Raw genomic sequence first — 18,539 nt, 5'->3', positions numbered from 1 at the left:
AACTTCGTTACAAACCCTCTGACGATTTGCCGCCATGCCGTCCAGACCCGCCGCCTCCGCTCCGCGCCAGACCTCCGCCAGCAAGACGCCAGCTGGCAAGGCGCGCAATGCCGACAAGAACGCCCCGCTGGTCGCCGACATCCGCCTGCTCGGCCGCCTGCTCGGCGAGGTGATCCGCGAGCAGGAAGGCCGCGAGGTCTACGAGCTGGTGGAGCGGGTGCGCAAGCTCTCGGTGGCCTACCGGCTCAAACGCGATGCGCAGGCGGGCAAGAGTTTCGACAAGCTGCTCAAGAGCCTCTCGGGCGAGCAGGCCGTCAGTGTGATCCGCGCCTTCAGCTATTTCTCGCACCTGGCCAATATCGCCGAAGACCGCCACCATGTGCGCCGCCGCGAGGTCCACGAGCGCGCCGGCAGCCTGCAGGCCGGCTCGCTCGCCTATTGCCTGGAGCGCCTGCACGAGGCCGGTGTCAGGCCCGTGGAGATCGCCAAGACCTTGCAGCACGGCTTCATCTCGCCGGTGCTCACCGCCCATCCCACCGAGGTGCAACGCAAGAGCATCCTTGACGCCGAGCGTGCCATCGCTGGCCTGGTCGAGCAGCGCGACAGCCTGCACACCGAGCGCGAGCTGCGCGACAACGAGGCGCTGCTGCGCGCGCGCATCACCCAGCTCTGGCAGACGCGCATGCTGCGCTATAGCAAGCTGAGCGTGGCCGACGAGATCGAGAACGCGCTGTCCTACTACCACGCCACCTTCCTGCGCCAGATCCCGCGCATCTACGGCGATCTGGAAGAAGCCCTGCCCGGCCACGAGTTCGCCAGCTTCCTGCGCATGGGCCACTGGATAGGCGGCGACCGCGACGGCAACCCCAACGTCACCGCCGCCACGCTGCGGCATGCGCTGGCACGCCAGAGCGAGGTGGCGCTGCGCCACTACCTGACCGAGATCCACGAACTCGGCGCCGAGCTGTCGATCTCGGCGCGCCTGGCCCAGGTGACGCCGGCGATGCAGGCCCTAGCCGAGCGCAGCCCGGACCGCAACGAGCACCGCATGGACGAGCCCTATCGACGCGCGCTCACCGGCATCTATGCGCGCCTGGCCGCCACGCTGCACAAGCTGACCGGCACCGAGGCCCTGCGCCACGCGGTGGCGCCGCAGGACCCGTACGCGAGCCCCGATGAACTGCTCGCCGACCTGCGCATCATCGAGGCCTCGCTGAAGAGCCACCATGCGCAGGCGCTGATTGCGCCGCGACTCAAGCCGCTGATGCGTGCGCTGCAGGTCTTCGGCTTCCATCTCGCGACGCTGGACCTGCGCCAGAGCTCGGACCAGCACGAGGCCGTGGTGACCGAGCTGCTGCGCGTGGCACGCGTCGAGCCCGACTATGCAGCGCTGGACGAGAGCGTCAAACGCGAGCTGCTGCTGCGCCTGCTGCAGGACGCGCGCCCGCTGCGCGTGCATGGCGCCGCCTACAGCGAGCAGACGACGGGCGAACTGGCCGTCTTCGAGGCCGCGCAGGAAGCGCTGCGGCGCTTCGGCCGCGAGGCGCTGCGCCACTACATCATCTCGCACACCGAGACGGTGTCGGACTTGCTCGAGGTGCTGCTGCTTCTCAAGGAAGTCGGCCTGGTGCGCGGCACGCTGGACGCGCAGGCGACGAGCGACCTGATCGTCGTGCCGCTATTCGAAACCATCGCCGACCTGCGTGAGGCGCCAGCCATCATGCGCGAGTTCTACGCGCTGCCGGGCATCGCCGCGCTGGTGCAGCGCAGCGGCGCCGAGCAGGACATCATGCTGGGCTACTCCGACTCCAACAAGGACGGCGGCGTGTTCACCAGTTCATGGGAGCTCTACCGGGCCGAGATCGCGCTGGTCGAGCTCTTCGACGAACTCAGACGCGACCACGGTATCGGCCTGCGGCTCTTCCATGGCCGCGGTGGCACCGTGGGCCGCGGCGGCGGCCCCAGCTACCAGGCCATCCTGGCGCAGCCGCCGGGCACGGTGAACGGACAGATCCGCCTGACCGAGCAAGGCGAGGTGATCGCCTCCAAGTACGCCCATCCGGAGATCGGGCGGCGCAATCTCGAGACCCTGGTCGCCGCAACACTGGAAGCCACGCTGCTGCATCCGACCAAGAGCGCACCCAAGGCCTTCCTCGACGCCGCGCAAGCGCTGTCGGATGCGAGCTTCGCCGCCTACCGCGGCCTGGTCTATGGCACGCCGGGCTTTGCCGACTACTTCTTCGCCGCGACGCCGATCCGCGAGATTGCCGAGCTCAACATCGGCTCGCGCCCGGCCTCGCGCAAGGCCACGCGTGCCATCGAGGACCTGCGCGCCATCCCCTGGGGCTTCAGTTGGGGCCAATCGCGCATCGCCCTGCCGGGCTGGTGCGGCTTCGGCTCAGGCGTCGAGGCCTTCCTCGGCAAGGATGCCGCGCAGCGCACCGCCAGGCTGGCCCTGCTCAAACGCATGCACAAGCAGTGGCCGTTCTTCCGCACGCTCTTGTCCAATCTGGACATGGTGCTGGCCAAGACAGACATCGGCATCGCCGAGCGCTATGTCGCGCTGGTCGAGGACAAGCGCCTGGGCAGAAAGATCTTCGCCGCGGTGAAGGCCGAGTACGAGCGCACCCAGGCCATGCTGACGCTGATCACCGGCGAGAAGCAAAGGCTGGCGGCCAACCCGTCGCTGGCGCGCTCGATCGAGCACCGCTTCCCCTACATCGACCCGCTGAACCATCTGCAGGTCGAGCTGATGCGCCGCTACCGCGCAGTGCCGGCCGCCAAGCGCGAGGCCGACCCGAGCATGGAGCGTGTGCAGCGCGGCATCCACCTGTCGATCAACGGCATCGCCGCCGGACTGCGCAACACCGGTTGAGCGCGCTTCAGAACCCGGCCACAGGATCGGCCGGAATCCAGGAGCGGATCTCGCCGCCGTAGCGAATCGCCACGTCGAAGACGCGCTGCGTGTCGGCATCGCGGACTGCCTCGGCCAGGGCACGCTGGAAATCGCCGAGCACGCGCGCGCGCTCGGGGCTGATGGCGACGTCGCCATGTCCAGCGTCGCGCAGCAGGTCGCGCAGCACCGTCATCATCAGCGCCACTGCCGCGTTGCCGCACTGCTCGCCGAGCAGGCGCACGAACTTCAGCAGATCGCGGATCGCGCTGCCGCCGTCCGGGCAGGCCGCAGCCTGCAGCCGCAGCAGCTCATCGTAGAGATGTCCGCGAACCGCGGCATCCGGATTGCGTGACACCAGCACCGCCGCCTCGGCCATCAGCGGCACGAGCGCATCGTGGATCTGCAGCAGCGTCGTGCCCTGGGCATTCAGATAGATCGCGGCCATGCGCGACACCGCTTCGCCCGAAGGCGTTTGCGTGAAAAAGCCACCGCCCATGCCGCGCTTGATCACCAGCAGGTTCTCATGAAGCAGCAGCTTGGTGGCCTGCCTGAACGTCGGCCGGCTCACGCCCAGGGCTTCGATCAATTGCTCCTCCGAACCGAGGAAGACGCCGGGCCCCGCCGCGGCCAGCACCGCCTTGCGCAGGGCATCGACGGTCAGGTTGACGAGGGAGGCGCCGCGCGCCGCCTCGATGCGCGGCAGCACCGCGGCGCCGGCGCGGGCGCGGTGGCGGCCGACCGGCCGATTCGGTTCATCGACGCCAGCGGTGAGGGTGGTCTCGTTGTCGTTCACACGCTAATCCGGTAAGTCATGGGCACTGTCTCCTCGGCGCGCCACGTCATGGGCTCGCCTGCGGGCGCATTAAAGCACTGCGCAGCGCCCGCCGGGATCAGGCACAACCACAGGTTGCCGGCCATGGACAATGCGCCATTCCCCGCTTCAAGACCCTAGCCCGATGTCTTCCAGCCCCGCCGGAGCCCCCAGCGAACGACCGCCCCGCCCCTCCGCCACGCTGGTGCTGCTGCGCGATGGCGCCACCGGCCCGGAGGTGCTGATGGTGCGCCGTGCCGAGCGTGGCGACCAGAACAGCGACACCTGGGTTTTCCCCGGCGGCCTGCTCGACGCCAGCGACCGCGAACTGCACGCCTTGTGCGAGGGTCATGACGACAGCTCGGCCAGTGCCATGCTGGGGCTGGCTGCCGGCGGCCTCGACTACCTGGTCGCGGCCCTGCGCGAGACGCTGGAAGAAGCCGGGCTGCTGCTGGGCGTCGACGGCCAGGGCACGCCGCTGGGCGCCACGGCCCAGCAGCGGCTGGCCGACTGGCGCCGGCAGGCGCGCGCGCTCGGTCCCACAGCCGCGGCGGCGCGGCTGGGCGAACTGATGCATAAGCTGGGCTGGCGCCTGGCTGCCGACCGCTTGCGGCCCATCGGCCACTGGATCACGCCGGTTGGCATGCCCAAGCGCTTCGACACCCGCTTCCTGCTCGCCCAGGCTCCCGCGGACCAACAGGTCGATGTCGATGGCGTGGAGATCGTCGAGCATTGCTGGCTCCAGCCCGCCGAGCTGCCGCGGCGGATCAAGGAGAAGGGATTCAAGGTCGGCGGGCCGGCCCGCGCGGTGATGGCCGAGCTGGCGGCACACGACAGCGTCGCAGCGGCGCTCGCCTGGGCAGCGCGGCTGGGCCGCATCGAGCCCATCCAGCCGCGGCTGGCGCGCGACGCCGGCGGCGAGCTGGCGCCGGTGCATCCCCGTCACCCGGCCTACGCCGAAATCGGCCGCGTCGATCCGCTGGGCCGCGGCATCGCGTTTTCAGTGATCCGTGCCGAACAGCCGGTGGAGCTCGCGCCGGGCGTGCTGCGTGTCACCGCGAACAACGGCCACTACATGACCGGTCCTGGCACCAACAGCTACCTACTGCGCTGCGGCGAGGCCGGCGGCCCCGGCACGGACGACTGGGTGCTGATCGACCCCGGCCCCTACGAGCCGGGCCTGACCGACGGCGGGCCGGTGGCCCACGCGCATCTGCAGGCCCTGCTCGATGCGCTGCCCGGCCGTCTGGTCGCGATTCTCGCCACGCACACGCACATTGATCACTCGCCGGCCGCTGCGCCGCTTGCAGCGCGCACCGGGGCCAGGCTCTATGGCCGCCGGCCCGATGGCGACGGCGATGCGCTGGCCCGCCAGGATCCGAGCTTTCAGCCCGACATCGTGCTGCAAGGCGGCGAGCTGCTGGACTTCGGCCCGGCCCTGAGCCTGCGCGTGATCCACACGCCAGGCCATGCCTCCAACCATCTGTGCTTCGTGCACCGCCAGCAGCGCCTGCTGTTCAGCGGCGACCATGTGATGCAAGGTTCGACGGTGGTGATCTCGCCGCCGGACGGCAGCATGAGCGCCTATCTGCGCTCGCTGGAACTGCTGCTCGCGCAAGCCAGCGCGCCGGATGCCGACTTCGACACCATCGCGCCGGGCCATGGGTTCCTGATTCCCGAGCCGGCCCGGCTGCTCAATGCGCTGATCCGCCATCGCCTGCAGCGCGAGGCCAAGGTGCGCAATGCCTTGGCCGAACTCGCCGATGCCGAGCCGGCAACGCTCGAGCGGCTGGTGCTGCGGGTCTATGACGACGTGCCGGCCGAACGCCACCCCGCGGCGCGGCGGTCGCTGCTGGCGCACCTGTTGCGCCTGGACGAGCTGGGCCACGCCCGCCAACACGGCAATGGCGCCTGGTCGCTGACGCGGCCCGAGGGCTGAGGCCTCTGTGCGTGGGCGATCAGCCGCGTGCGGCGTCGGCCTTCTTCAGGATCTGGTAGAGCTCGTCCTTCAGCGCGAGCTTCTGCTTCTTCAGCGTCTCGATCTGCTCGTGCGTGCCGGGCGAGATATGCGCCTCCATGTTCTTGATCTCCTGGTCGAGGTGGTTGTGCTTGTCGAACAGGCGCGTGAAGTGGTGATCGCTGGTCTTCAGCTGCGTGATCAGGTCGCGGTATTCAGGAAACATCGGGACTCCCGGTAGGGGTTGCGGAGGCCTTGCAGGCTAACCCAGCCGCAGCCACTTCGCTTGACAAAGATCATCGCCAGCGCGTGCATCGCCCGCGCCGGCGCAGTGACAATGCCGCCATGGATGCGCGACGCCCCGCGGGTCACCGACCACCCATGCCCGCAGGCGTCTGGGTGCTGGGCTTCGTCAGCCTGCTGATGGACGTCTCGTCGGAGATGATCCATAGCCTGCTGCCGCTGTTCCTAGTCGGCTCGCTGGGCATCAGCGTGCTCGCGGTGGGCATCATCGAAGGCATTGCGGAGTCCACCGCGTTGGTCGCCAAGGTGTTTTCCGGCGCGCTCAGCGACTACCTGGGGCGCCGCAAAGGCCTGGCGGTGCTGGGCTACGCGATGGGCGCCGTCAGCAAGCCCTTCTTCGCGCTGGCCGGCTCGGCCGGCGTGGTGGTGGCGGCACGCTTTGTCGATCGCGTCGGCAAGGGCCTGCGCGGCGCGCCGCGAGACGCGCTGCTCGCCGACCTGGCGCCGCCAGCCATTCGCGGCGCGGCCTTCGGCCTGCGCCAGTCGCTGGACACCGTGGGCGCTTTCCTCGGCCCGCTGCTGGCCACCGGACTGATGCTGCTGTGGGCCAACGACTTTCGCGCGGTGTTCTGGGTCGCCGTCGTGCCGGGGCTGCTGGCGGTGGCCCTGCTCGTCTTCGGCGTGCGCGAACCCGAGCGCAAGCGGCCGCGCGGCGCCGTCAACCCGATCCGCCGCGAGGCGCTTGAGCGGCTGGGCCCGGCTTACTGGTGGGTGGTGGGCATAGGCGCGGTGTTCACACTGGCGCGTTTCAGCGAGGCCTTTCTGGTGCTGCGCGCCGCCGAGCTGGGCGTCTCGCCGGCCTGGGTGCCGCTGGTGATGGTGGCGATGAATCTGGTCTATTCGGCCAGCGCCTACCCCTTCGGCGCGCTGTCCGACCGCGTCAGCCACGCGCGGCTGCTGGCCCTGGGCCTGGCGGTGCTGATCGCGTCAGACCTGGTGCTGGCCCGAGCCGGCGACTGGGTCATGCTCGGTCTGGGCGTGGCGCTGTGGGGCGTGCACATGGGCATCACGCAAGGCCTGTTCGCCGCCATGGTGGCCGACACCGCGCCGGAGGACCTGCGCGGCACCGCCTACGGCTTCTTCAACCTGCTCAGCGGCGTGGCCATGCTTGCCTCCAGCGTGATCGCCGGACTGGCCTGGGACCGCTTCGGCGCGCCAGCCACCTTCATCGCCGGCGCGGGCTTCGCGGCGCTGGCGCTGGCCGCGCTGCTGCTGCATCCGCCGCCGGGCACCGAGAGAGCCGCCGCCCGCGGCGCTGACTGAGCCGCCTGTCTCAGCCCCGGGGCCGCGCGGTCATCCGCAGGCCGGCAAAAGCCAGCGCCAGCATCAAGAGCCCCAGCGCGCTGCCGCTCATCACCGCAGCGATGCCGAGCTGGCCCACCAGCCAGCCGGCCAGGCTCACGCCGGCCGACTGGCCAAGGAAGAAGCTGCTCGCGAAGGCCGCCACCGCCGCGCCGCGCCGCTCGGGTGCCATCTGCGTGGCATTGAGCTGCAAGGTGTTGTGCATCATGTAGAAGCCCAGGCCCAGCAGCAGGCTGGCAGGCAGCGCCCAGGCCCAGTGCGGCGCCAGCGCCACCGCAGCCAGGGCCAGCGTCATCGCGCCGCCGCCCCAGCGCACCAGGCCGACCTCGCCCAGCGCCTTGACGAACAGCGGCGAGGCCAGCGCGAAGACGAAGCCTCCAGCGCCGAACAGCATGACCACGCCACCTGCCGCGGACAGCGACAGGCTGAATCGATCATGCAGATGCGAGGCGACGAAGACGAAGGAGCCATAGAGCAGCGCCCCCTCGATGAACACGACCAGCAGCACGATACGGGCCCAGGGCAGGCTCAGCACATGGGCGAAGTCGTTCACCACGCTGGCCAGCGCCGAGCCCTGGCTGCGCCGCTGCAGACGCGCCCTTGCAGGCAAGCTGGTATTCATCGCGAACAGCGCCAGCGCGATGGCCAGGAACAGGCCGGCCAGCAGCACATAGGGCATGCGCCAGCTGAAGTGGTCGGCCGCGATGCCGCCCAAGCTGACGCCGGCCGAAAGCCCGAGGATCTGCCCGATCAGGAAGCGCGCCAGCACCGGCTGGCGCCGCTCGTAGGCCACCACGTCGCCGATCCAGGCCATGGCGAGCGGGATCACCGCTGCCGCGCCTATGCCGGCGAGCAGCCGCGCCGCACGCAGGCTGTCGAACCCAGGAGCCAGCGCGCACAGCGCCGAGGCCAGCGCGCTGCCCACACAGGCCCAAGCGATGACACGGTACTTGCCGTAGCGGTCGCCGGCCGGCCCGAAACCCAGCTGGGCCAGGCCGTAGGCGATCGAGAACAGTGCCACCACATGCGCCGCCTCGCCCAGCGTCACGCCGAACTCGCTGGACAGCAAGGGCAGCAGCGCGTCGTTGACGCGCAGCGACACACCGCTGCAGAAGGCAGCCAGCGACAAGCAGAGCACGGCACCACGAGGCAAGGCCTCGGTGGGCTCGTCGGTCGTCGCAGGACTGGTCATGCCGCCATTGTCACGGGGTATGGCCCGGCTTGCACCCTTCACAGCCGCAGCACCCGGATCCCGGATGCGGAGCCATCGCTTGGCGACCCACTCTCATGGTTTCCCCACGCCTGCTGCACAAGGCACGGGCTAACATGCCCCCGACTTCTTCCGTTAGGAGTAGTTGATGGAACACGTCTTCGCCGAACCATCGGCGGGCATGGGCTTCGCGTCCGGCTGTCTGCTCGTGCTGCTGACGCTGGGTTTCTTCGTCGCCCAGCGACTGCGTCCCCGCTGGGGCCTGCTGTGGATCACCGCAGCCATGGCGATGGCTGCACTGCGCGCGCTGGTCTCGGCGCTTGGCATTGGTGGTGCGGCATGGGCCTTCATTGCCGCAGTGCTGGCTGCGGCGACCTTGGCGGCGCTGCTGGTTGGTCTGCAAGTCTTCGTCGGCAGGCCCCCGCGACGGCCGCTGCTGCACTTCGCGCTCGGCATGCTCAGCTGGTTCGCTTTGCGGGAAGGGCTGGCTCTTGCTGGCGCGGGCCCGATGGCCGCGCCTCTGGCGTCGGGCCTGCTCTTCGCCTATCTGGCCCTGCTGTGCACCGGAAGGCTGCAGGCGGTTTCCGGGCGCGCCTATCCGATCGCCGTGGCGGCCCTGCTCGTCAACCCCGTGCTGGTTCTGGGTGTCGGCGTGATGCTGCTGGAGCTCGATCTCGTTCGCCTGCGCGGCTGGTCGGCGCTCGGCATGGCTTGCGTGGGCATGGGTCTGCTGATGGCCGGCATGGGCAGGCTGCGCCTTGAACTCGAGGGGGAGCTGGCACGGCGGCGCGAGGCCGAAACAGAGCTACGGCGTCTCAACGAGTCACTGGAGCAGCGCGTGCGGCATCGCACGGCCGAGCTGGAACAGCTGGTTGACGGACTGGAGTCCTTCAATCGCATGGTCTCGCATGACCTGCGCGGGCCGCTGGGCGGTCTGGCCGGGCTGACCGATCTCACGCTGCATGCGCTGCAAGCCAGGGACGAGGCCAAGGTCGAGAAACACCTGCGCCTGATCCGCGACGAGGCGCAGCGGCTCGGCACCTTGGTATCACAACTGCTGCAGCTGGCTCGCGTCACGCAAGCCGATCTGGCACTGGCCGAGACAGCGCTCGACGAAGTGCTTGCCGAGGCACTGAAGACCCTCGCCCTCAGCGAAGGCGAGAGCGCGGTGGCCTGCGTGCAGACCGAGCCTCTGCCGCGCGCCAAAGTGGACGCCCCCTTGATGCACCAGGTCTTCGTCAACCTGATCGGCAACGCGCTGAAGTTCGCCGGGGCCCGCGGCGAACCTCGCGTGCTTGTGCACCGCGACGACGACCCAGAGCAGATCGTCGTCGAGGTTCGTGACAACGGGCCGGGCTTCCCGCCCGAGCGCGCCGGCGAGCTCTTCCAGCCTTTCAAGCGGCTGCACGGGCGCGGCTATGCAGGCAGCGGCATCGGCCTGACCATCGTGCGGCGCATCATCGAGCGCCATGGCGGCAAAGTCTGGGCAGCCGGACGGCCCGGCGAAGGCGCAAGCTTCTACTTCAGCCTGCCGCGAATGGATTAGCGGCGAGCATTCAACCAGGTCAGCAGGGCCTCGGCATCCAGCGGCTTGGCGAACAGCCAGCCTTGCGCCTCCTCGCAGCCCAGGGCCTTGAGCGCATCGGCCTGCGCCTCGGTCTCCACACCCTCGGCGGTGATGCGCATGCCCAGGCCATGGCCGAGCCCAACCACCGTGCGCGCGATGCTGTCGTCCTGCGCCATTTCCCCGACGAAGCTGCGGTCGATCTTCAGGCGCTGGGCCTGCAAACGGCGCAGCACACTCAGCGACGAGAACCCGGTCCCAAAGTCGTCGATCGCGATGCGCACACCCAGCGACACGATCTCGGCGAGCAGCCGGTCGATCAACTCCAGATCGTCGGCCGCCATCGACTCGGTGATCTCCAGCTCGACCTTCTCCGGCGGCACATCGGCATCGCGTATCGCCTGCCGCAGCACGGCGACGAAGCCGGGCTCGCGCAGCTGCGCCTGCGAGACATTGATCGCCATGCACAGATCGTCATGGCCGGCCGCTCGCAGCCGGGCGAGCTGCTGGCAGGCGGCGCGCAGCACGAATGTGCCCATCGCCACCATCAGGCCTGCCTGCTCGGCCAGCGGGATGAAGCGGTCCGGTGGGACGAACTTCCCGTCCGCCTGACGCCAGCGCAGCAGCGCCTCCACGCCGCTGACACTGCCGTCCTGCAAGCGCATCTTCGGCTGGTAGACGAGGAACAGATGGTCGGCATCGAAGGCCTGACGCAGCCCGGCGAGCAGCTGCATGCGCTCGCGCGCCTCCTGGCCCATGGCCTCGGAGAAACGGATGGCGGTGCCGCGCTGGTGATGCTTGGCCTGCTTGAGGGCGACATGCGCGTCCTTGAGCAACTCCGGTCCGGCCCGACCACGCTGGCAAGCGCTGGAGAGATCCAGCAGACCGATGCTGGCACTGATGCGCAGCTGTTGCCCCTGCACCGAGAAGACTTCGGCAAAGACGCGGCGCAGCCGTTCGGCATCGACCTGGCTGCTGGGGCCGAGCACGCCGAAGACATCCGCCCCCATGCGAGCCAGGCTGCTGTCGGGCAGATGCACCGCCAACCGATCGGCCACCGCGCGCAGCACGGCGTCACCGAACTCATGCCCCAGCGCGTCGTTGATCGCCGCAAAGTCGTCGATGTCCACCAGCGCCAGCGTGCTGTGTTGACGATCGAGTTGCTCATCGCCGAGCAGCTCGATCAGCCGGTTCAGGTTGGGAATGCGCAGCAGCGGGTCGACATAGGCCTGATCCACCAGGCGGCCGTAGAGCAGCACGTTCTCGAAGCCCACGCCCGTGGCAGCACAGAACACCTCGAGCAAATGGCGATCCATCTCGTCGAGCTCGTGATGCACGTCCACATAGGCCGCCAGGCCGCGGCCGCTGTCGGCCGGAAAGTACAGCGCGAGCCCGCGGCCGAACTGGCTGCGCCGCTCGTTCAGGCAGCGCTGCAGCGCCTCTTGAACCTCGGGAAGACCGAGTTCGGGAAGGCGGCGCTGCTGCAGATGCTGGAAGCGCCCCGCGGCCGCGATCACTCGTGCGCCGGCAGCGTTGATGCCGGGATCGGTTTGGGCGCAGATCAGCCCCTGAGGCTCGATGCGCAACAAGGCGCACAGCTGACCGACGACACCCTGGGCGAACAGCTGGATGCCACGCAGCTTGTTCAGCTCAGTGCTCGACTTCACCACCATCTCGAGACCGAGCCGCATGTCTTCGTGCGAGCGCATCTGCCGGTAGGCGCGAACCGCCGCCGTCAGGCTGGTGTAGAGCCGCACCCGCGTCAGCTCGGACTTGGTCTTGTAGTCGTTGATGTCATAGCTGCGCACCGTGTCGAGCTCGGGCGCGTAGCCCGGCTGGCCGGTACGCAGGATGATGCGCACGGCGCTGCGCTTGAGCTCCTTGCGAACGTAGTCGACCAGGCGAAGGCCGGCGTCCTCCACCTCCATGACTACATCGAGCAGCATCACGGCGATGCCATCGTTGCCGGCGATCAGCTCGCGCGCCTGCGCTGCCGAGTAGGCATGGATCAGATGCAGTGGCCGCTCTTCGATCTGCAGCCCGCGCAGCGCCAGCTCGGTGGCCTGGTGAACGTCGGCATCGTCGTCGACCACCAGCACCGTCCAGGGCTCCAGTGCCGGCTGCGGCGCACCGGACGATGCAGGCAGCGGCTGCGGCTCGTCAGCGAAGACGAGGGTGTCCTGGTCTGCTGCGGCGCTGGATGCATCGGTCGAATACATGGTCGTCGTGTCGGGCGAGTGAGCCTGAATCAAATGTATCAGTTTCAATACTTCGAGCAACTACACAGACCGGGGGTTCCCGCGCTGAAATGCCAGCTTTACACAGTTTTCGTCATCTTATCCCCCAATTGGGGGAAATCGCTCGGGCGCGGCTAGGGGAAAGCAACAAGTCGCTACTGCAGCGGCCCCGGGCCGGCAATCCTCGCGGCCACCGGGTCGCCTGGGCTCAAGCGAGCGTGAGCAGGCACCACCCTGTGAGCACCAGGACGCAGACCAGGTCCAGGCTAAGGCCGGCGCCGAGCATGGTGCGCAAGGGGAACTGCCGGCAGCCATAGACCAGCGCATTCGGCGGTGTCGCCACCGGCAAGGCAAAGCCGCAGGACGCAGACAAGGCCACCAGCACGATCAGGGTTTCCCGCGGCAGGCCCAGCTCAGGGGCGAGCGCTGCAAAGACCGGAACCAACAGCGCCGTTGCCGCGGTGTTGCTGGCGAACTCGCTCAGCAAGACCATGAACAGCGCAATCGCCAGGAAGACAATCCAGGTGTCGCGCTGCTCGATCAATGAAGCCAAGCCCCGGCCCAGCGTCAGGGCAGCGCCGGAGGCGCCAAGCACCTCGCCCAGCGCCAGACCGCCGCCGAACAGCAGCAGCACGCCCCAGTCGGTGTGCTGCACCAGCTGTCGCCAGGACAGCAGGCGCAGCAGCAGGAGCAACGCCCCGGCCCCCAGCGCGACGGCCGTGTCCGGATAGGGCACGCCGAGCTGCCGCAGCGGGTCTGCACCGAACACCCAGCCCAGGGCAGCGAGCCCGAACACCGCCAGCGTCAGCCAACGCTCTCTGGTCCACGGCAGCTGCTCGGCGGCGAGACCGCACGACATGTCCAGGCGCGGACGCAGCACCAGCCACAACGTGAGCACCATCAGGGGAAGCAGGATCAGCGTCAGCGGCAGGCCCACAGCCAGCCAGCCCGCAAAATCCAGACCCGCCGCCCGCGCGGCGATGGCATTCGGCGGCGAGCCGACCAGCGTGCCCATGCCGCCCAGGCTCGCCGAGTAGGCCACCCCCAGCAGCACGAAGGCTCGCGTGGAGACAGGGCGCGGTTCGCCCGCATCGGCGGCCAGCATGCCCTGGGCCAGCGGCAGCATCAGCGCTGCAGTGGCGGTATTGCTGATGCCCATCGACAGCAAGGCCGTGGCGGCAAAAAGCAGCAGCACCGCAAGACCAAACCGACCGCGCGCCATGCTGACCAGCTTCAGCGCCATCATGCGGTCCAACTGCTGCGCGCGCAGAGCCCCGGCCAATGCGAAGCCACCCAGGAACAGCAGCACGACCGGATCGACGAAGGGCTGGGTAAGCCGTGCGGGTGTCAGCCCAGGCAGCTCGAGCAGCAGCGCAGCGACCGGCACCAGCAACGCTGTAACTGCGAGTGGCAAGGCCTCGCTCAGCCAGAGCAGCCCGATGAAGGCGGTCAATGCCAGCGCCTTGTTGATGCCGTCGTCGAACGGCAGCCACCGCCACAGGGCCGTAGCCACAAGCAGCGCCAGCAGCAGCCAGAGCAGGCGGCGGAGCCCGGCCTGTCTGCCCCCGTCGGCGGAAGAAGCCCGGTGCGGTCCGGCCTGATGACTCTGGCTCATGGGAGACGATTCTCGCTGCGTCAGAACGACAGCAAGCGCTCAGCGTCCGCCCTGGGAGGCAGCGATGAGGCGTCGCCGGTACTCGCCGGGCTGCAAGCCGGTCCAGCGCCGGAAGGCACGATGAAAGGTGCTGGCGTCATGAAAGCCGAGCTGAACCGCTAGCTCATCCAGCGTGACCTTGCCCTGCCCCAGGCGATCGATCGCCCAGTCGCTTCGCAACCTGTCCTTGATGCCCTGGTAGCTCGCCCCTTCTGCTTCCAGGCGGCGCCGCAGCGTGGTCGGCGAGATCCCCAGCTGTGCAGCCAACTCCTCGAACACGGGCCAGTGCAGCGCGCCCGCACCGCGCTCCAACTCCTCGCGCAGACGGCGTCGCACGCGCACTGTCCAGCTGTCCTCGTTCTTGAACTTGAGAAACACCGACTGCGGCGCACTGCGCAGAAACTGCTGCAGCGTCGCGGCCCCCTGCACCACCGGCAAGCCCAGCACATCCGCATCGAAGCGCACACCGCTGTGCTCGGCATCGAAGCGCAGATGCCGCGAGAACATGCGGGTGTACTCGTCGGCATGCGCCGGCCGCGGATGGGCGAGCGAGACTTCATCCAGCGTGATGCGCCGGCCGGCCAGCCAGCACATCAGGCCGTGGATCAGGATCAACAGGGTCTCATCGGCAAACAGCCGTGCCTGTGCGTCGGCGATGCGGTTGTGCAGGCGCAGCTCGGCCACCTGGCCATCGACACGCAGCTCGGCCCGAATCTGGTCCAGGAATAGGGCAAACCCCCGCAGCATGCGCCGCAGCGCGCGGTCCAGCGTCCCGCAGGAGATCACCGCCTGACAGACCAACGCGAAGCTGCCGACCTTCATCGCGCGGACGTCCAGACCGAAGAACTCGTCGTCCAGCTCACGCGCCACCGCCAGCCACAAGGCGGAAAAGGCCGGCGCCGGCACGCGGGCATGCGAGGCCGCCAGCCAGGCGGGAGGAATGCCGGCCGCACGCAACACCCGCTCCCGCTGCAACGGCGACAGCCGCGACACCGCGGCATTGGCAAAATACACCGAGACCGTGTCTTTCTCGACCGGACCTTCTGCAGTGGATCTCTGCGCTTTCACCGGCAGATTATCGCGTCCAAGTTGGCATAAAACGCCATAGCGCTGGCAGCCGAGGTCATGGCGCGCTACCGTGCGCTTTTCTAAAGTGACAGCAAGGAGACCTCTGCCATGACCGACCTGTCCGCCGAATACAAGGCACTTGCCCAGTACCGCCCGACCCAGAAGGTGCGCTTCGTCACCGCCGCGAGCCTGTTCGACGGCCACGACGCGGCGATCAACATCATGCGGCGCATCCTGCAGAGCATGGGCGCCGAGGTGATCCACCTGGGCCACAACCGCTCGGTGGACGAGATCGTCACCGCCGCGCTGCAGGAAGACGCCCAGGGCATCGCGATCAGCTCCTATCAGGGCGGCCATGTCGAGTTCTTCAAGTACATGGTCGACCTGCTGAAGGCGCGCGGCGGCGAGCACATCCAGGTCTTCGGCGGCGGCGGCGGCGTGATCGTGCCGGCCGAGATCCGCGAGCTGCAGGCCTACGGCGTGGCGCGCATCTACAGCCCCGAGGACGGCCAGATGATGGGCCTGCAGGGCATGATCGGCGAGATGGTGATGCGCTGCGACAAGGACCTCTCGGTCCATGCGCCGACCACGCTGGACGCCATCCAGGGCCATGAAGACAAGGCCTGGCGTGCGCTGGCCCAGCTGATCACCGCACTGGAGAACGGCAAGGCCGACGCTGCGCTGGTGGCGCAGCTGCGCGAGCAGGCCGCGGCCTGCAAGACCATTCCGGTGCTGGGCATCACCGGCACCGGCGGTGCCGGCAAGAGCAGCCTCACCGACGAGCTGATCCGCCGCTTCCGCCTCGACCAGGACGACCAGCTGCGCATCGCGGTGATCAGCATCGACCCCTCGCGGCGCAAGAGCGGCGGCGCGCTGCTGGGCGACCGCATCCGCATGAATGCCACCGGGCCGTGGAGCCAGGGCTCGCGCGTCTATGTCCGTTCGCTGGCCACCCGCGACACCGGCAGCGAGGTCAGCGCAGCGCTGCCCGACGTGATCGCCGCAGCCAAGGTGGCCGGCTTCGACCTGGTGATCGTCGAGACCTCGGGCATAGGCCAGGGCGACGCGGCCATCGTGCCGATGGTCGACGTGCCGATGTATGTGATGACGCCGGAGTTCGGCGCGGCCAGCCAGCTCGAGAAGATCGACATGCTGGACTTCGCCGAGTTCGTCGCGATCAACAAGTTCGACCGCAAGGGCGCCGCCGACGCGCTGCGCGACGTGGCCAAGCAGGTGCAGCGCAACCGCGAGGCCTTCGGCAAGAAGCCCGAGGAGATGCCGGTGTTCGGCACCATGGCCAGCCGCTTCAACGACGACGGCGTCACCGCGCTGTACCAGGCGCTCAAGGGCCGCCTGGCCGAGCTAGGTCTGAAGGTGCACGAGGGCCGCCTGCCCCTGGTGAGCACCCGCCACAGCACGCAGCAGACGCCCATCGTGCCGCCGGCGCGCGTGCGCTACCTGGCCGACATCGCCGACACCGTGCGCGGCTACAAGGCCCGCGCGCAGCGCCAGGCCACGCTGGCGCGCGAGATCCAGCAGCTCAATGCCGCCTCGCGCATGCTGCACGAGGCCTGCCCCGACAAGCACCGCGCCCGCGATGCGCTGGCCGAGCAGGCCCAGGTGCGCGACGCGAAGCTCGATGCCGACGCGCGCCAGCTGCTCAAGCAGTGGCCCGACATGGTCAAGGCCTATGCGGGCGACGAGTACGTGGTGAAGATCCGCGACAAGGAGATCCGCACCAACCTCGTCCAGACCACGCTGTCGGGCAACAAGATCCGCAAGGTCGTGCTGCCGCGCTACGAGGACCATGGCGAGCTGCTGAAGTGGCTGATGCTGGAGAACGTGCCGGGTTCCTTCCCCTTCACCGCCGGCGTGTTCGCCTTCAAGCGCGAGGGCGAGGACCCGACGCGCATGTTCGCTGGCGAAGGCGATGCCTTCCGCACCAACCGCCGCTTCAAGCTGGTCAGCGAAGGCATGCCGGCCAAGCGCCTGTCGACCGCCTTCGACTCGGTGACGCTCTATGGCGCCGACCCGGCCTCGCGCCCGGACATCTACGGCAAGATCGGCAACTCCGGCGTCAGCATCGCGACGCTGGACGATATGAAGGTGCTGTACGACGGCTTCGACCTGTGCAACCCGAGCACCAGCGTGTCGATGACGATCAACGGCCCGGCGCCGTCCATCCTGGCGATGTTCATGAACACCGCCATCGACCAGAACCTCGCCAAGTTCCGCGCCGACAACGGCCGCGAGCCCACGCAGGACGAGGCCGCGAAGATCAAGGACTGGGTGCTGGCCAATGTGCGCGGCACGGTGCAGGCCGACATCCTGAAGGAAGACCAGGGCCAGAACACCTGCATCTTCTCCACCGAGTTCTCGCTGAAGGTGATGGGCGACATCGCCGAGTACTTCGTGCACCACAACGTGCGCAACTTCTACTCGGTGTCGATCTCCGGCTATCACATCGCCGAGGCCGGCGCGAACCCGATCTCGCAGCTGGCGCTGACGCTGTCCAACGGCTTCACCTATGTGGAAGCCTATCTGGCACGCGGCATGCACATCGACGACTTCGCGCCCAACCTGAGCTTCTTCTTCAGCAACGGCATGGACCCGGAGTACACCGTGCTGGGCCGCGTTGCGCGGCGCATCTGGGCGGTGGCGATGCGCGACCGCTATGGCGCCAATGAACGTAGCCAGAAGCTGAAGTACCACATCCAGACCTCGGGCCGCTCGCTGCATGCGCAGGAGATCCAGTTCAACGACATCCGCACCACGCTGCAGGCGCTGATCGCGATCTACGACAACTGCAACAGCCTGCACACCAATGCCTTCGACGAGGCGATCACCACGCCGACCGAGGACAGCGTGCGCCGTGCGATGGCGATCCAGCTGATCATCAACCGCGAGTGGGGCCTGGCGAAGAACGAGAACCCCAGCCAGGGCGCCTTCATCATCGACGAGCTGACCGAGCTGGTCGAGGAAGCGGTGCTGGCCGAGTTCGAGAAGATCGCCGAGCGCGGCGGCGTGCTCGGTGCGATGGAGACCGGCTACCAGCGCAGCAAGATCCAGGAAGAGAGCATGCACTACGAAATGCTCAAGCACACCGGCGAGTACCCCATCATTGGCGTCAACACCTTCCGCAATCCCAAGGGCGACCCGGTGCCGGAACACATCGAACTGGCCCGCTCCACCGAGGACGAGAAGCAGAGCCAGCTGACGCGACTGGCCGAGTTCCACGCCCGCCACGCGGCCGAGGCGCCGGTGCAGCTCAAGCGCCTGCAGGAAGCGGTGATCGCCAACCAGAACGTGTTCGCGGTGCTGATGGACGCGGTGCGCGTCTGCTCGCTGGGCCAGATCACCAGCGCGCTGTTCGAGGTGGGCGGCCAGTACCGTCGTAGCATGTAGGCAGGACTGCACCCACAGCACCGACCAGCCCCCCGCGGCCCGACACAGGCCGCCCTCCACACGCAGTCCGCGGATCGCGCGCCGGCACCCGGCGCGGCCGCGGCTGTTTCGCTTTCAACGCATCGTCATCCT

Annotated in this window: 11 protein-coding genes; 5 read left to right on the top strand and 6 right to left on the bottom strand. The window is 68.5% G+C overall.

The genetic code is table 11. The annotated features are described in order from the left end of the window. Positions 1–34 precede the first annotated feature (34 nt). Positions 35–2,875 (top strand): phosphoenolpyruvate carboxylase, encoded by a 2,841-nt coding sequence (gene ppc / locus AC2EBS_RS02135; RefSeq protein WP_484726733.1) that lies wholly within the window; start codon positions 35–37, stop codon positions 2,873–2,875. A gap of 7 nt (positions 2,876–2,882) precedes the next feature. Here the strand turns inward: ppc and AC2EBS_RS02130 are convergent, their stop codons facing one another. Continuing rightward, positions 2,883–3,689, bottom strand: coding sequence for a FadR/GntR family transcriptional regulator (locus AC2EBS_RS02130; protein ID WP_484726732.1), 807 nt, complete (start codon positions 3,687–3,689; stop codon positions 2,883–2,885). 163 nt (positions 3,690–3,852) lie between these two features. Between AC2EBS_RS02130 and AC2EBS_RS02125 the strand changes: the two genes are divergently transcribed. Beyond that, the gene (locus tag AC2EBS_RS02125; protein ID WP_484726731.1) at positions 3,853–5,646 is read left to right on the top strand and encodes an MBL fold metallo-hydrolase; all 1,794 of its coding nucleotides are present in this window, start codon (positions 3,853–3,855) and stop codon (positions 5,644–5,646) included. A gap of 19 nt (positions 5,647–5,665) precedes the next feature. Here AC2EBS_RS02125 and AC2EBS_RS02120 read toward each other — a convergent pair whose 3' ends face one another. Next, entirely contained in the window at positions 5,666–5,890 is a 225-nt protein-coding gene (locus tag AC2EBS_RS02120) for an HP1242/YdcH family protein (protein WP_484726730.1), read from the bottom strand. Positions 5,891–6,009: 119 nt separating this feature from the next. Between AC2EBS_RS02120 and AC2EBS_RS02115 the strand changes: the two genes are divergently transcribed. After that, positions 6,010–7,230 (top strand): MFS transporter, encoded by a 1,221-nt coding sequence (locus AC2EBS_RS02115; protein WP_484726729.1) that lies wholly within the window; start codon positions 6,010–6,012, stop codon positions 7,228–7,230. Between the two features lie 10 nt (positions 7,231–7,240). Here the strand turns inward: AC2EBS_RS02115 and AC2EBS_RS02110 are convergent, their stop codons facing one another. Then, complete coding sequence (locus AC2EBS_RS02110) at positions 7,241–8,461, bottom strand: MFS transporter (protein ID WP_484726728.1); 1,221 nt, start codon at positions 8,459–8,461, stop codon at positions 7,241–7,243. A 166-nt stretch (positions 8,462–8,627) separates the two neighbouring features. Between AC2EBS_RS02110 and AC2EBS_RS02105 the strand changes: the two genes are divergently transcribed. After that, entirely contained in the window at positions 8,628–10,025 is a 1,398-nt protein-coding gene (locus tag AC2EBS_RS02105; protein WP_484726727.1) for a sensor histidine kinase, read from the top strand. Here the strand turns inward: AC2EBS_RS02105 and AC2EBS_RS02100 are convergent. From AC2EBS_RS02100 to AC2EBS_RS02090, 3 genes are all read right to left on the bottom strand, one after another. Further along, positions 10,022–12,262: a putative bifunctional diguanylate cyclase/phosphodiesterase gene (locus AC2EBS_RS02100; RefSeq protein ID WP_484726726.1), complete on the bottom strand. Its 2,241-nt coding sequence runs from the start codon at positions 12,260–12,262 to the stop codon at positions 10,022–10,024. The genes AC2EBS_RS02105 and AC2EBS_RS02100 overlap by 4 nt on opposite strands. A 226-nt stretch (positions 12,263–12,488) precedes the next feature. Then, entirely contained in the window at positions 12,489–13,895 is a 1,407-nt protein-coding gene (locus AC2EBS_RS02095) for an SLC13 family permease (RefSeq protein ID WP_484726725.1), read from the bottom strand. Positions 13,896–13,934: 39 nt separating this feature from the next. Continuing rightward, positions 13,935–15,002, bottom strand: coding sequence for an AraC family transcriptional regulator (locus AC2EBS_RS02090; RefSeq protein ID WP_484726724.1), 1,068 nt, complete (start codon positions 15,000–15,002; stop codon positions 13,935–13,937). Between the two features lie 108 nt (positions 15,003–15,110). Here AC2EBS_RS02090 and icmF point away from each other — a divergent pair, with 108 nt between their 5' ends. Then, entirely contained in the window at positions 15,111–18,407 is a 3,297-nt protein-coding gene (icmF, locus tag AC2EBS_RS02085) for a fused isobutyryl-CoA mutase/GTPase IcmF (RefSeq protein ID WP_484726723.1), read from the top strand. Positions 18,408–18,539: the final 132 nt, after the last annotated feature.

The sequence above is a fragment of the Roseateles sp. T103 genome (assembly GCF_057219915.1).
Note: the sequence above shows the minus strand (reverse complement) of the source record. Positions and strands in the feature narration are given on the sequence as shown.